The sequence below is a fragment of the Tropicimonas sediminicola genome, from assembly GCF_900188335.1.
In the GTDB taxonomy this organism is placed as follows: domain Bacteria; phylum Pseudomonadota; class Alphaproteobacteria; order Rhodobacterales; family Rhodobacteraceae; genus Tropicimonas; species Tropicimonas sediminicola.
In genome coordinates this window covers 499084-511936 of the sequence record NZ_FZOY01000003.1, presented here as the reverse complement: position 1 = coordinate 511936, position 12853 = coordinate 499084, and the positions used below count along the sequence as shown (strand labels likewise).

The 12853-nt window shown below is 68.1% G+C and carries 15 protein-coding genes; 5 read left to right on the top strand and 10 right to left on the bottom strand.

Translation table 11 applies throughout. From position 1 onward, the window contains the following. Window positions 1-82 precede the first annotated feature (82 nt). The 9 genes from CHB86_RS10885 to yajC all read right to left on the bottom strand — a co-directional run bounded on the left by CHB86_RS10885 (window position 83) and on the right by yajC (window position 6409). The gene (locus CHB86_RS10885; RefSeq protein WP_089233054.1) at window positions 83-628 is read right to left on the bottom strand and encodes a DsbE family thiol:disulfide interchange protein; all 546 of its coding nucleotides are present in this window, start codon (window positions 626-628) and stop codon (window positions 83-85) included. Then, window positions 621-824: a heme exporter protein CcmD gene (gene ccmD / locus CHB86_RS10880; RefSeq protein WP_089233053.1), complete on the bottom strand. Its 204-nt coding sequence runs from the start codon at window positions 822-824 to the stop codon at window positions 621-623. The genes CHB86_RS10885 and ccmD overlap by 8 nt, the downstream gene beginning before the upstream one ends. After that, the gene (locus tag CHB86_RS10875) at window positions 821-1549 is read right to left on the bottom strand and encodes a heme ABC transporter permease (RefSeq protein ID WP_089233052.1); all 729 of its coding nucleotides are present in this window, start codon (window positions 1547-1549) and stop codon (window positions 821-823) included. The genes ccmD and CHB86_RS10875 overlap by 4 nt, the downstream gene beginning before the upstream one ends. Window positions 1550-1605: 56 nt before the next feature. Further along, window positions 1606-2271: a heme exporter protein CcmB gene (gene ccmB, locus CHB86_RS10870; protein ID WP_089233051.1), complete on the bottom strand. Its 666-nt coding sequence runs from the start codon at window positions 2269-2271 to the stop codon at window positions 1606-1608. Continuing rightward, entirely contained in the window at window positions 2268-2888 is a 621-nt protein-coding gene (gene ccmA, locus CHB86_RS10865; protein ID WP_089233050.1) for a heme ABC exporter ATP-binding protein CcmA, read from the bottom strand. Before ccmA ends, ccmB begins: the two co-directional genes overlap by 4 nt. A 143-nt stretch (window positions 2889-3031) precedes the next feature. Then, window positions 3032-3385, bottom strand: a complete 354-nt coding sequence (locus CHB86_RS10860; RefSeq protein WP_089233049.1) for an Mth938-like domain-containing protein — start codon at window positions 3383-3385, stop codon at window positions 3032-3034. Between the two features lie 34 nt (window positions 3386-3419). Then, window positions 3420-4388 carry a protein translocase subunit SecF gene (gene secF, locus CHB86_RS10855; RefSeq protein WP_089233048.1) on the bottom strand — a complete coding sequence of 323 codons (969 nt, stop codon included), beginning with the start codon at window positions 4386-4388 and terminating at the stop codon, window positions 3420-3422. A 1-nt stretch (window position 4389) separates the two neighbouring features. Continuing rightward, complete coding sequence (secD, locus tag CHB86_RS10850) at window positions 4390-6051, bottom strand: protein translocase subunit SecD (RefSeq protein ID WP_089233047.1); 1662 nt, start codon at window positions 6049-6051, stop codon at window positions 4390-4392. Between the two features lie 28 nt (window positions 6052-6079). Beyond that, the gene (yajC, locus tag CHB86_RS10845) at window positions 6080-6409 is read right to left on the bottom strand and encodes a preprotein translocase subunit YajC (protein WP_089233046.1); all 330 of its coding nucleotides are present in this window, start codon (window positions 6407-6409) and stop codon (window positions 6080-6082) included. A gap of 216 nt (window positions 6410-6625) precedes the next feature. On the opposite strand from yajC, the gene CHB86_RS10840 reads away from it, so the two are divergent. The 5 genes from CHB86_RS10840 to CHB86_RS10820 all read left to right on the top strand — a co-directional run bounded on the left by CHB86_RS10840 (window position 6626) and on the right by CHB86_RS10820 (window position 11335). Continuing rightward, window positions 6626-7402 carry a trypsin-like serine peptidase gene (locus CHB86_RS10840; protein ID WP_176442840.1) on the top strand — a complete coding sequence of 259 codons (777 nt, stop codon included), beginning with the start codon at window positions 6626-6628 and terminating at the stop codon, window positions 7400-7402. Window positions 7403-7494: 92 nt separating this feature from the next. Then, on the top strand, window positions 7495-8187 hold the full coding sequence (locus CHB86_RS10835) for a DUF6639 family protein (protein WP_217898294.1): 693 nt from the start codon (window positions 7495-7497) through the stop codon (window positions 8185-8187). Between the two features lie 103 nt (window positions 8188-8290). Then, window positions 8291-9583 carry a serine--tRNA ligase gene (gene serS, locus CHB86_RS10830; protein WP_089233043.1) on the top strand — a complete coding sequence of 431 codons (1293 nt, stop codon included), beginning with the start codon at window positions 8291-8293 and terminating at the stop codon, window positions 9581-9583. An 85-nt stretch (window positions 9584-9668) separates the two neighbouring features. After that, window positions 9669-10559 (top strand): sulfotransferase, encoded by an 891-nt coding sequence (locus CHB86_RS10825; protein WP_089233042.1) that lies wholly within the window; start codon window positions 9669-9671, stop codon window positions 10557-10559. Between the two features lie 38 nt (window positions 10560-10597). Beyond that, window positions 10598-11335, top strand: coding sequence for a hypothetical protein (locus CHB86_RS10820; RefSeq protein WP_245837889.1), 738 nt, complete (start codon window positions 10598-10600; stop codon window positions 11333-11335). A gap of 6 nt (window positions 11336-11341) precedes the next feature. On the opposite strand, the gene der is transcribed toward CHB86_RS10820, so the two are convergent. After that, on the bottom strand, window positions 11342-12808 hold the full coding sequence (gene der, locus CHB86_RS10815) for a ribosome biogenesis GTPase Der (protein WP_089233041.1): 1467 nt from the start codon (window positions 12806-12808) through the stop codon (window positions 11342-11344). Between the last annotated feature and the right edge of the window lie 45 nt (window positions 12809-12853).

Genomic DNA, 12853 nt, shown 5'->3' with positions numbered 1-12853 from the left:
TCTCTTTCGGGACTGGATAGGGTCAAGAGGTTACGACGTGGTTAACGCGGCCGGGAAATCGGTTAACGCGAGGCGTGCCGCCTCAGTTGGTCAGCGCCTCGGCCTCGGCGATCGCCGGCAGGATCTTGTCCCGCATGATCGCGGTGGTGATCGGCCCGGCGAAACGCAGCACGACCGTGCCATCGCCCGCAACCACGAAGGTCTCGGGCACGCCGTAGACGCCCCATTCGATCGCGTTGCGCCCGTTTCTGTCGGCTCCCGACAGGGTGTAGGGGTCGCCGAGGCCCGCAAGGAAATTCAGCGCGTTCGCGCTCTCGTCCTTGTAGTTGATCCCGTGCACCGGGATGCCGTCCTCGGCCATCGCCATGAGTTGCGGATGCTCCACCCGGCAGGGCGCGCACCAGCTTGCCCAGAAGTTCACCAGCTTGACCCCGTCGGACCGCACCGCCGCATCGGTCAGGAGCGGCCGGTCGCCCAGAGGCGTCAGCTCGACCACCGGCGCCGGCTTGCCGGTGAGTTCGCTCGGCAGCGAATCCGGGTTCTCCCGCATCATCCCGGCATAGAACAGCCCGGCCACCGCCAGGAAAATCGCCGGCGGCAGGATCATCAGCGGCGACACCTTAGCCATGAGATGCGGTCTCCTTTCTGGCAGTATCGGCAGGGGGCGCGCGGCGCGCGGCCTGCGCCTCCTCGATGTCGCGCAGCCGGGTGCGCGTGCGAACCGACTGGCGTATCGACACCACGACCAGCACCACGACGAGCCCGAGGGTGACGGCATAGGCCGAGAGCACCTCGACCGCGTATTTCCCGAGATCCGGCATCATGCCATCCGCTCCCGCGCGATCAGCGCCTTGAGCCGGCGGTCCCGGACTTCGGTACGTGTCCGCAGCAGCACCAGCGTGATGAAGAGCCCGACGAAACCGGCGATACAGATCAGCAGCGGCCAGTAGAAGACGTCAGAGACGTTCTCCTCCTTGTCGAGCGACAGCGACGCCCCCTGGTGCAGGCCCTGGTTCCAGAACACCAGCGCGTAGCGGCTCAGCACCGCAAAGACGGAGCCCACGATGCAGAGCACCGAGGTCAGTTCCGCCGCCGTGTCGGGGTTCTCCACCGCCGCCCAGAGCGCCATGTAGCCGAGGTAGAACAGGAACAGGATCAAAAACGAGGTCAGCCGCGGATCCCACGCCCACCAGGTGCCCCACATCGGCTGGCCCCAGATCGCGCCGGTCAGCAGCGCGATCACCGTCATCGTCGCCCCGATCGGCGCCGCGGCCTTGGCGGCCAGGGCGCTGACATGGTGGCGGCGGATCAGCCAGACCAGCGAGGTGATCAGCATCATCAGCCAGCAGTTGATGGCGATCATCGCCGAGGGCACGTGGATATAGATGATCTTCACCGTCGAGCCCTGGCGGTAATCGTCGGGGGTGAAGAAGAAGCCCCAGACCAGCCCGACCACCATCGCAACCGCCGTCCCCACCGCTGCAATGGGCAGAACCGCCCCGGAGAGGGCCATGAATTTTCGCGGATTGGCGTATTCCCAGAGTGACATGCGCGCGAACCTAGTCCTTCGTTCCAGTTGGCTCAAGCAAGCCTAGCGGTTGTAGCTCAACGGAGGTTGATGCGGATTGCCGCAGCCGAGGCAAAGGGCAGCAGCGCGAGCGTTCCGAGCGTGATCCCGGCCAGCAGGGCCAGCGGCGTGGAGAATTCCGAGATCGGCATGCCCTCGGAGGCCCGCCGCGCCACTTCGGCGCCGAAGATCAGCGTCGGGACGTAGAGCGGCAGCACGATCAGCGACAGCAACAGCCCGCCGCGCTTCAGGCCCACCGTCAGCGCCGCGCCGAATGTCCCCACCACGGAGAGCGCCGGCGTGCCGATCGCCAGCGACAGCGTCAGCCACAGGTAGCCCGGCTCCGGCAGGTTCAGCAGCACGCCCAGCACCGGGGCGACCAGCGTCAGCGGCAGGCCCGTCGTCAGCCAGTGGGCGAGCGCCTTGATGCCGGCCACCGCCTCCAGCGGAATGGGCGCCGTGGCCAGCAACTCGAGCGCCCCGTCCTCGTAATCGAGCGCCAGGATGCGGTCGAGCGAGAGCAGGCAGGACAGCAGCGCCCCGAGCCACAGGATCCCCGCCGCGATGATCGAGAGCGTGCCGGCGTTGGGGCCCACCGCAAAGGGCGTCAGTGTCACCACGATCAGGAAGAAGGCCAGCGCCAGCCCGAAGCCGCCCCCGGCCCGAACCGCCAGCGCGAGATCCCGTTTCAGCAGCGCGATCACAGGAAGGCCTCGTGGAAATCGTGGTCATGTTCGGGCGGCGCAGCCTTGAAGGGGCCGAGTTCCAGCACCTCGGCACCGTCGAGCCCGAGGTCGATATGGGTGGCGATCACCGCGCTGCCGCCCGCCTCGAGATGCCGCCGCACTGCCGCGGCGAAGAGCCCGACGCTGGCAAGGTCGAGCGAGACGGTCGGCTCGTCGAGCAGCCATACCGGTCGTCCCGTCACCGCCATCCGCGCCAGCCCCAGGCGCCGCTTCTGCCCGGCCGACAGGCTGCCCGCGGGCCGCGCCTCAAGCGCCTCGAGGTTGAAATCCGCAAGCGCCGCGGCGATCGACTGCACCCCGTGCAGACCGGCCCAGAACGCAAGGTTCTCCGACACGCTCAGCGTCGCCTTGATCCCGTCGGCATGGCTTGCATAGGCCATCACCTCCGGCCCGGGCGCGACCCGCCCGCCATCGGCGGGCTGCAGGCCGGCAAGCGTCCGCAGGAGCGTCGTCTTGCCGATCCCGTTCGGCCCGCGCAGCACCAGCGCCCGCCCGGCCTCCAGCCGGAACCCGACGCCTTCCAGCACCCGCATGCCGCCACGGACGACGGCAAGATCCTCGACGATCACTTCCATGGCACGCGCTTACCCCAAGCCCCTCCGGGACAAAAGCGTCCCCCCATCAACTGTTCGAAAGTATCCTCGCGCGACGCGGGAATTGACACCGCGCCCCATCGTCGCCCCCGCCCCCGACGGGCCCCTGTGACAGGCCAGAGGCGTCAGAGCGCCAGCACTGCCGCCGCCACCCGACGCCCTTCGGATACCAGCACGTTGTAGGTCCGGCAGGCCGTGGCGGTAGCCATCAGCTCGACGCCGATCCCGGCCTCTTCCAGCGCGCGCCGGAACGCGCCCGGAATCGCCGCCATCTCGGCCCCGGTCCCGACAATCACGAAATCGATCTCTCCCGCCAGCGCCAGCACCGCCTCGGCATCGCCATAGCCGCCCCAGCCGCGCAGGCTCCGGGCCGTCACCAGCAGATCGCCCTGCCGCACCTCGCCGCCGATCCGGAAGAAGCCGGGACCGTAGCCCTCGAACGGGACGGCATCGGGAAACTCGACTTCGATGAACTCCATGGCCCGGCCCTCCTCCGCGGCGCGTCCGGTCGCCTCAGGCGTCGATATTGGCGAACTGGGTGCCACCGCCCTGGCTCGGCTTCGACCAGTCACGCTTCACGCCCAGCCACAGCAGGACCGGCGAAGCGACGAAGACGGTGGAATAGGTGCCGACGATGATGCCCCAGATCATCGCGAAGACGAACCCGCGGATGACGTCGCCGCCGAGAATGTAGAGCGCGACCAGCGCGATCAGCGTCGTCAGCGAGGTCATCACCGTCCGGCTCAGGGTCTCGTTGATCGAGAGGTTCAGCACCTCCTGCAGGCTCAGCTTCTTGAACCGGCGCAGGTTCTCCCGCACCCGGTCGAAGATCACCACGGTATCGTTGAGCGAATAGCCCACAATGGTCAGCAGCGCGGCGATGATCGTCAGGTCGAAGCGGATCTGCAGCAGGCAGAAGACGCCGATGGTCACCACCACGTCATGCACCAGCGCCACCACGGCACCGACCGAGAACTGCCATTCGAACCGGAGCCAGATGTAGAACAGCACCGCCACGATGGCGAGCAGCACCGCCTGGATGGCCGTCCAGACCAGTTCGCCCGAGACCTTGGGTCCGACGCTTTCGACCGACGGGAAGGTGATTTCCGGGTCGATCGCCTGCAGGGCCTCCTCCAGCGCCTGGATGAGCTCGGGCGAGACCGCCTCCTCGTCCGCCTGCTGCTGGATGCGGATCTGAGCGACGTGCTTGTCCTCGTCGAAGCTGCTGTCGAACACCTCGGTGATCGTCACGTCGCCAAGGTCGAGCGGCGCGATGGCCTCGCGGTAGCTGCCGACATCGACGGCCGAGGTGCTCTCGGCGCGGATCGTCGTGCCGCCCAGGAAGTCGATGCCGAAGTTCAGGCCGACCGTGAAGAACAGCACCACGGAGGCCAGCATGGCGAGCGCCGAGGCACCGAAGGTGATCTGCCAGCCCCGGAAGAAGTTCCAGTTGGTCTCGGCGGGTACGAGTTTCAGACGCATCTCAGACCTCGATGGTTTTGGGCCGGCGGCGATCGAACCAGACCGCGATCAGCAGGCGCGTCACGAAGATCGCGCAGAAGACCGAGGTCATGATCCCGAGACCGAGCGTGACGGCAAAGCCGCGGACCGGGCCGGAGCCGAGCGCGAACAGGATCACCGCGGTGAGGAAGGTGGTGATGTTGGCATCGATGATCGCCGACAGGGCCTTTTCGTAGCCCAGCTCGATCGCGCGGGCCGGGCCGCGGGCCGTCTTGAGCTCTTCGCGGATCCGTTCGAACACCAGCACGTTGGCGTCGACCGCCATGCCGACGGTCAGCACGATGCCGGCAATGCCGGGCAGCGTGAGCGTGGCGCCGATGATCGACAGCAGCCCGAAGATCAGGCCGACGTTGACGATGAGCGCGATGTTGGCGAAGAGCCCGAACAGCCCGTAGCTCATCCACATGAAGGCGAGCACGGCGACAAAGGCCACGATGGTCGCGATGCGGCCGGCCTCGATGCTGTCGGCGCCCAGTTCGGGGCCGATGGTCCGTTCCTGCAGGAAGGTCATTTCCGCCGGAAGGGCGCCGGCGCGCAGCAGGACGGCGAGCTCGTTGGACTGCTCGATGGAGAACTGCCCGGTGATGATGCCCGAGCCGCCGGGGATGTGGTCCTGGATGACCGGGGCCGAGATCACCTCGTTGTCGAGCACGATGGCGAAGGGCGAGCCGACGTTGTCGCGGGTGTAATCGCCGAACTTGCGCGCGCCGCTCGGGTTGAACTGGAAGCTCACCGCCGGGCGGCCGTTCTGGTCGAAGCTCGGCTGCGCGTTGGTCAGCTCCTCGCCCGTCACCACGGCGGTCTGTTCGATGATGTAATAGACACCCTCGTCGTCCATCGACGGCAACAGCAGGTTGCGGGCGCCGGGGTTGGCGTCGGGGTCCGTGGTGCGGTTGACGACTGGGTTGAAGGTCAGCTTGGCGGTGGTGCCGATCAGGCTCTTGAGCTCGTCGGCAGAGCCGATGCCCGGCACCTGGATGACGATCCGGGTATCGCCCTGGCGCTGGATCGATGGCTCCCGCGTGCCGACCTCGTCGACACGGCGGCGCACGATCTCCACGCTGTGCTGCAGGGTGCGGTCGTCGGTGGCACGCTTCTCGGCCTCGGACAGCTGCAGGGTCAGCACGTCGCCGCTGCCGCTGACCTCGATGTCCTGCGCGCCGGCGCCGGTCAGGGTCAGGATCGGCCGCGACAGCCCGCGCACCACTTCCAGCGCCCGTGCCATCCCGTCGGGATTGCCGATGCGGACCTGCAATTCCCCGACGGGAGCGTCGATCCGGCGGATCGCGCCGACCGTGTCGCGCTCGTCCCGCAGCGCGTCCCGCACCTCCGGCCAGTAATTGTCCATGCGGTCGGCATAGACATCGGCCACCTGGACATCCGCCAGCAGGTAGGCACCGCCGCGCAGGTCGAGACCGAGATTGACGAGGCTCGACGGCAGCCAGCTCGGCCAGCCGGCCACGTCGGCCGCCAGTTCCGGCGTCTCGCCGCTCGTCTCGATGGTCTTCAGCGCGTCGTTGTGCCGTTCGACCCGCGGGTAGAACAGGTTCGGCATCGCCATGAGGAGAATCACGGCGGTCACGCCGGTGATCAGCAGGCGTTTCCAGAGGGGAAATTGCAGCATGGGAGAGGGTGCCTTCCGCGCGGGACGGTCAGCTTTCGCCAGCCGGTTCGGTCTTGCTCAGGACCTGCGAGACGGTGGCGCGCACGATGCGAACCTTCACGCCCTCGGAGATCTCGACCTCGAGTTCGTTGTCGTCCTTGACCTTGGAAACCTTGGCGATGATGCCGCCCTGGGTGACGACCTGGTCGCCCCGGCGCAGTTCGGACACCATCTTCTGGTGCTCTTTCATCTTCTTCTGCTGCGGGCGGATCAGCAGCAGATACATGATCGCGAAGATCAGGATCAGCGGCAGGAACTGCATGATGGCGCCGCCACCGGCGCCTCCGGCGGCCTGGGCGTAGGCGGGCGTTGCGAACATGAGCGTTACCTTTCGTCTTTTATTGCGGCAGGCGCGGGCTTCCGCGATTTGGCGCGCACCCTATGGGGCGCACATGACAAGTGCAAGATGCCCCGGCACGCCCGGCCCGGCGATCGGCAAGGACCGGTCGGGCCCCATGCGTCCCTCGCGGCACTGGACAGACCGGCCCCGCGCGATAGGCTGATGCCGTCAACCCGGAGCCCGCAGGAGCGGCGGATGCGCATCACTTTCCCGTTTCCAGCAGCCGCGCGGCGCGCCGCCCTGGCGCTGCTGCTGGCGCTGGCGCCGCTGCCGGGCGCGTCCGACCCCGACAACGGAGGCCGCGAGCCGGTGCTGCTGCCGGAGGCGGATCAGCCGGCCTGGAACGCCATCGGCCGGGTCAACGTGGCCGGGCTGCGCCGCAGGGGCATGTGCACCGGCACGCTGATCGCACCCGACCTCGTTCTGACCGCGGCGCATTGCCTCTACGGCGCCGATGGCCGCCCTGCCCGGCCCGAGGATGTCCATTTCGTCGCCGGCTGGCGGCAGGGGGATTTCAAGGCGCACCGGATCGGCGACCAGGTCCGTATCGACCCCGATTTCGTCAATGACGAGTCGCCCGTCCCCGAACGGATCGCCTACGACACCGGAATCCTTGTCCTGAGCGAGCCGATCGACGCCGAGGAGATCGCCGCCCTGCCCCCCGCGGTAATGCCGGAGACGCAGGTACCGCTGGCGCTCATCGGCTACCGGCAGGACCGGCCGCATGCGCTGTCGCTCCAGCCGCATTGCGAGATCACCCACCGCAGCGCGGTGGCGGCGGTCGGCGGCGGCTTCGTCGGGCTCGACTGCCCGGTGATCAGCGGCGCGTCGGGCGCGCCGGTGCTGTGGCAATCTCCGGCGGGCTGGCGGGTCGTCGCCGTGGTCTCGGCCTCCGTCAGCGGCAGCGGCGGCGTCCGGACCCTCGCCCCCCTCGCGGATGCGGCCCGGCGCAGTGTCGGTCTGTCGAACTGACGGGCCGGAGGCGCTGACGCGGCCGATGGGACGGAACGCCACATGCCGCAGTCCCCGCCAACGGATCGCCCCGGTTCGTGCTATAATGGGCCATGACCCGAAGCATCGTCAGACCACGCCGGGGGGCCGTGTCTGTCGCAGCGATCGCTCTGGCTCTCGCCCTGCCTGCACATGCCGAACCGGCGCCATGTCCGGACCCGCTGCTGCGCATCGACGCGCCGCCGGGCAGTGACATTTCCCGGCTCTGCGAAGTCGCGACCGCCGCCCGCGATGATGCCCGTGTCTGCGGCATCGATCAGCGCAAACCGTTGGACATCGTGCTCAAGGATGAAGTGGATTTCGCAGCCGGGCACGCGCTCGCCGCGTTCGACTGCCGCAACAATTCCATCAATATCCTGCCACCGGAACTGATGGCCGCGAGCATTTCGGAGAATGATGGCTATGCCGGCCTCTCTACCGAGCGCCTGTTCCGCTCGGTCCTGACCCACGAAATGGCCCACGCCCTACTGCACCAGACGCTGGACGGTTGCCCGGTGGCGAGTGTCGACCACGAATACGTGGCCAATGCGCTGGAGCTTGCCGCGATGCCCCCGCTGGACAGGGAGCGCCTGCTCGAGGCGGTCGACCTGCACTGGGAGGTGACGCCGGAGATGATCAGCCTCTCGGTCTACATGCTCGCCCCGCGCCGTTTCGCCGTGACCGCCTGGCTGCATTACGAAAGCCACGGGTGCGAAGCCATCGAAGGCATCCTCGACGGCTCCTACAGCTTCCGCGCGCCCCGCTGACCGCTCCCTCCCCGTCCCGTTCGGGCCCCTTCCCCCTTTCCCTTCGCGCCGCTTTGCGGCATGACGCGGCTGCACCTGATACGAAGGGCCAAGGAGAAACCCGATGCACGACATTCGCTTCATCCGCGAACACCCCGAAACCTTCGACGCCGGACTGGCGCGTCTGGGCGTTTCGGCGATGTCGTCGGAGATCCTGGCCGTCGATGCCGCGCGCCGCGAGAAGATCGCCGCCGCCGAGGCCGCGCTGGCCGAACGCAACGCCGCCTCCAAGCAGGTGGGCGCGGCCAAGGCCAAGGGCGACGAGGCGGAGTTCGAACGGCTCCGCGCGCTGGTGGCCGAGAAGAAGGACGAGATCGCACGGCTCGAGGAAGAGGCCAAGACCGAGGACGCGCGCCTGCGCGACCTGCTGGTCAGCCTGCCCAACCTGCCGCTCGACGAGGTGCCGACCGGCGCGGACGAGAACGACAACGTCGAGATCCGCCGCTGGGGCGAGCCGCGCCCCTTCGATTTCGAACCCAAGGAGCATTACCAGCTCGCCGCCGTGCAGGACGGCATGGATTTCGAGACCGCGGCCAAGCTCGCCGGCTCCCGTTTCGTGCTGATGTCGGGCGCGGTCGCCCGCGTGCACCGTGCGCTGGCGCAGTTCATGCTCGACACCCACACCACCGAGAACGGGCTGACGGAAGTCAACGGCCCGGTCATGGTGCGCGAGGAGATGATGTTCGGCACCGGACAGCTCCCGAAGTTCGGCGACGACAGCTACCTGCTGCGCGAGGGCTGGTGGCTGATCCCGACCTCCGAGGTCACGCTCACCAACATCGTCAACGACGTGATCGTCGAGGAAGGCTACCTGCCCCGTCGCTACGTCGCCCATTCGCTCTGCTTCCGCTCGGAGGCCGGCAGCGCGGGCAAGGACACCTCGGGCATGCTGCGCCAGCACCAGTTCGAGAAGGTCGAGATGGTCTCCATCACCCATCCCGAGAAGAGCCTCGAAGAGCACGAGCGCATGACCCGCTGCGCCGAGGGCATCCTCGAGGCGCTCGGCCTGCCGTACCGCACCATCGTGCTCTGCACCGGCGACATGGGCTTCGGCTCGCGCAAGACCCACGACATCGAGGTCTGGCTGCCCGGGCAGAACACCTACCGCGAGATCTCCTCGGTCTCGGTCTGCGGCGACTTCCAGGCCCGGCGCATGAACGCCCGGTTCCGCCCCGAGGGCGGCGGCAAGCCGGAATTCGTGCACACGCTGAACGGCTCCGGCCTCGCCGTCGGCCGCTGCCTGATCGCGGTGCTGGAGAACGGCCAGCAGGAAGACGGCTCGGTGCTGCTGCCGCAGGCGCTGCACCAGTGGCTCGGCGGCAAGACCCGGATCACCGCCGAAGGCGTGCTGGCCTGACACAGACGACGCGCGGCCGCCCTCCCCGGGCGGCCGCCGCGCGCTCCCCCGGGGGCGTCCACCAATCGCAGCAGAGGGCTCCGGCATGGCCACCAATGATCCCGTCTTCATCCTCGGCGTCGGCGCGCAGAAATCCGGCACCACCTGGCTCTATTCGTACCTGCGCAAGCATCCCGACTGCGCGATGAGCGCCGAGAAGGAACTCGGCTTCTTCAACGTCCACTTCACCGAAGCCGATTTCCCCAAGGCCCGCGAAGTGCGGCTGCAACGGCTGGTCAACTCCGCCACCCGGCAGATCCGGAACATCCAGCAGGGCAAGCCCAAGGCCGAGTCCAAGGCGCTGGTGGCGCTGATGGATTCGATCGCGATGCAGTTCGAGCCCCGGCGCTACATGCGCCACTTCAAGCAGATGCGCGCCGATCATCCCAACGCGCGGCTCTTTGGCGACATCACGCCCGAATATGCCGGGCTCTCGGCAGACAACTTCCGCACGATCCGCGAGTGGATCACCGGCGCCGGGTTCCGCCCCCGCGTCGTCTACCTGATGCGCGACCCGGTCGAGCGCTGCTATTCCGCCCTGCGCATGGCCGACCGCAACCGCAAGGACGACGGCGGCGCGATCCACCGCCCGGCCCGCGAGCGGCTGGCGACCGAGGCGGTAAGCCACTGGTGCGAGGTCCGCACCCGTTACGAACGCACCATCCCCGCGCTCGAAGCCGCCTTTGGCCCGGACGAGCTCTACCTCGGGATCTACGAGGATTTCTTCCGCACCGAGGTCACGCAGGAGCTCTGCGGCTTCCTTGACATTCCCTATGTCGCTCCCAACTTCGAGCACATGGCCAACAGTTCTCCGCGTGACAGCGAGCCGGCGGCCGAGGACGTGGCAACGGTCCGCGCCTTCTACAGCGACACCTACGACTTCTGCCGGGAGCGTTTCGGCGCGGAACGGATCGACAGGCTCTGGACCGCCGCCTGATCGCCCGCTGCCCGGCGCAAGACCAGCGAGGCAGTGACATGAGCGACCCCCTTCAGGACCCGTCGGGCGACAGCCCCGGGAAGATGAAAGCGATCCTGCTGGTGACGGCGGCCGCCGCCTTTGCCGCGGCGCCCGCCTTCGTTCCCTTCAACGGCTTCGATCCCACCCTTTTCCCGATCCCGCAGGTCGACGCACCGGCGCAGCCGGCCGGCTATGCCTTCGCGATCTGGGGCGTGATCTATCTCTGGCTGGTGATCCACGCGGTCTACGGCCTGGTGGCGCGCGCCGATGATCCGGCCTGGGACGCGCCGCGCTGGCCCCTGATGGTCGCGCTGGTGCCCGGCACGCCCTGGCTCTCGGTGGCGAGCTTCAGCCCGATCTGGGCGACTATCCTGATCTTCGTGATGCTCGGCGGCGCCCTCGCGGCGATGCTGTCAGCCCCGCGCGCACAGGATCCGTGGCTCCTTGGCGCGCCCATCGAGCTCTTCGCGGGCTGGCTGACCGCGGCCTCCTGCGTCTCGCTGGCGCTGCTCGGCGCGGGCTACGGGATCGTCTTCGGCCAGACGATCTGGGCGGTCATCGCGCTGGCGCTGGCCACCGGCATCGCGCTCTGGGTCCAGCAGCGCCGCCCGGGCAGCTGGTTCCATGCCCTTGGCGTGATCTGGGCGCTGATCGCGGTCGCCGTATCGAACTTCGGCGGCCAGTGGCTGCTGGCGCTGCTCGCGCTCGCCGCCGCGGGCCTCATCGCCGCCCGGACCCTCCGCGCGGTGCGCTGAGCAGGTTCAGCCGAGCGGCTTCTTCCCTAGGTGCTTGCGCAGGCGCGAAGGCGTGGACTTCTTGCGATCCTTGTAGGGGTTCTTGTCGGACTGGCTGCGGAAGGTCAGCCGGATCGGCGTGCCAGGCATGTCAAAATCCTCCCGCAAGCCATTGACAAGATAGCGCTTGTAGCTGTCCGGCAGCTTCTCCGGGAAGGACGCCATCACCACGAACGCCGGCGGCCGGGTCTTGACTTGGGTCATGTAGCGCAGCTTGATCCGCTTGCCCTGCGGCGCCGGTGGCGGGTGCGCCTCCATCATGCCCGCGAGCCAGAGGTTCAGCTTGGCCGTCGTCACCCGGCGGTTCCAGGTGTCATGCGCCCGGACGATCGCCTCGTGCAGCCGGTCGAGGCCCCGGCCCGTCTTGGCCGAAACGGTGATCAGCGGCGCGCCCTTGAGCTGCGGCAGCAGCCGCTCGAAGGCCTCCTTGAGACCGGCCAGCTTGGCTTGCTTCTCGTCCTCCAGGTCCCACTTGTTGACCGCGACCACCACCGCGCGCCCTTCGCGCTCCGCGAGGTCGGCAATCCGCAGGTCCTGCTGCTCGAAGGGGATCTCCACGTCGAGCAGGACAACCACGACCTCGGCGAACTTCACCGCGCGCAGACCGTCGGAGACGGAAAGCTTCTCCAGCTTCTCCTGCACCTTGGCCTTCTTGCGCATCCCGGCGGTATCGAAGATCCGCATCGGCGTGCCGTTCCAGTTGATCGGCAGCGAAATCGCATCGCGGGTGATACCTGCCTCGGGGCCGGTCAAAAGGCGATCTTCGCCCAATATCTTGTTGATAAGGGTCGATTTTCCCGCATTTGGGCGGCCGACGACGGCGACCTGCAACGGCTTGGCTGCGGTGATGCGCGCAGCGGCGTCCTCGCCCTCGAACTCATCGCCCTCGGGCAGCTCCACGTCCACCTCCGGCGCCTCCGCCGCCGCGCGCTCCTCGAAGGCGTCGGCGAGCGGCATCAGCGCCGCGTGCAGGTCGCCCATCCCCTCGCCATGCTCGGCCGAGATCCGGATCGGATCGCCCAGGCCCAGCCCGTAGGCCTCGTAGACACCGGCGTCGCTGGCATTGCTCTCGGCCTTGTTCGCCGCGAGCAGCACATGCGCAGACTTGCGGCGCAGGATGTCGGCAAAGACCTCGTCGGCGGGCGTCACCCCCTCGCGGGCGTCGAGGATGAAGAGGCACACATCGGCCATCTCCACCGCCCGCTCGGTCAGGCGGCGCATCCGGCCCTGCAGGCTCTCGTCGGTGGCCTCCTCCAGACCGGCGGTGTCGATCACGGTGAAACGCAGATCCCCCAGCCGCGCCTCGCCTTCGCGCAGGTCGCGGGTCACGCCCGGCTGATCGTCGACCAGCGCAAGACGCTTGCCGACAAGGCGGTTGAACAGGGTCGATTTTCCGACGTTCGGGCGGCCCACAAGGGCCAGGGTGAAACTCATTGCATGCTCGCGGGTCAGGGGACTCGGGTCAGACCGATCCCTTTA

What these genes read in the sequence shown, in the direction of transcription:
- CHB86_RS10840 (WP_176442840.1), top strand. Translation starts at nt 6,626, where the DNA reads ATGCGCATCACTTTCCCGTTTCCAGCAGCCGCGCGGCGCGCCGCCCTG.
- der (WP_089233041.1), bottom strand. Translation starts at nt 12,808, where the DNA reads ATGAGTTTCACCCTGGCCCTTGTGGGCCGCCCGAACGTCGGAAAATCG.
- ccmA (WP_089233050.1), bottom strand. Translation starts at nt 2,888, where the DNA reads ATGGAAGTGATCGTCGAGGATCTTGCCGTCGTCCGTGGCGGCATGCGG.
- secD (WP_089233047.1), bottom strand. Translation starts at nt 6,051, where the DNA reads ATGCTGCAATTTCCCCTCTGGAAACGCCTGCTGATCACCGGCGTGACC.
- CHB86_RS10860 (WP_089233049.1), bottom strand. Translation starts at nt 3,385, where the DNA reads ATGGAGTTCATCGAAGTCGAGTTTCCCGATGCCGTCCCGTTCGAGGGC.
- ccmD (WP_089233053.1), bottom strand. Translation starts at nt 824, where the DNA reads ATGATGCCGGATCTCGGGAAATACGCGGTCGAGGTGCTCTCGGCCTAT.
- CHB86_RS10820 (WP_245837889.1), top strand. Translation starts at nt 10,598, where the DNA reads ATGAGCGACCCCCTTCAGGACCCGTCGGGCGACAGCCCCGGGAAGATG.
- CHB86_RS10835 (WP_217898294.1), top strand. Translation starts at nt 7,495, where the DNA reads ATGACCCGAAGCATCGTCAGACCACGCCGGGGGGCCGTGTCTGTCGCA.
- yajC (WP_089233046.1), bottom strand. Translation starts at nt 6,409, where the DNA reads ATGTTCGCAACGCCCGCCTACGCCCAGGCCGCCGGAGGCGCCGGTGGC.
- secF (WP_089233048.1), bottom strand. Translation starts at nt 4,388, where the DNA reads ATGCGTCTGAAACTCGTACCCGCCGAGACCAACTGGAACTTCTTCCGG.
- serS (WP_089233043.1), top strand. Translation starts at nt 8,291, where the DNA reads ATGCACGACATTCGCTTCATCCGCGAACACCCCGAAACCTTCGACGCC.
- CHB86_RS10885 (WP_089233054.1), bottom strand. Translation starts at nt 628, where the DNA reads ATGGCTAAGGTGTCGCCGCTGATGATCCTGCCGCCGGCGATTTTCCTG.
- CHB86_RS10825 (WP_089233042.1), top strand. Translation starts at nt 9,669, where the DNA reads ATGGCCACCAATGATCCCGTCTTCATCCTCGGCGTCGGCGCGCAGAAA.
- CHB86_RS10875 (WP_089233052.1), bottom strand. Translation starts at nt 1,549, where the DNA reads ATGTCACTCTGGGAATACGCCAATCCGCGAAAATTCATGGCCCTCTCC.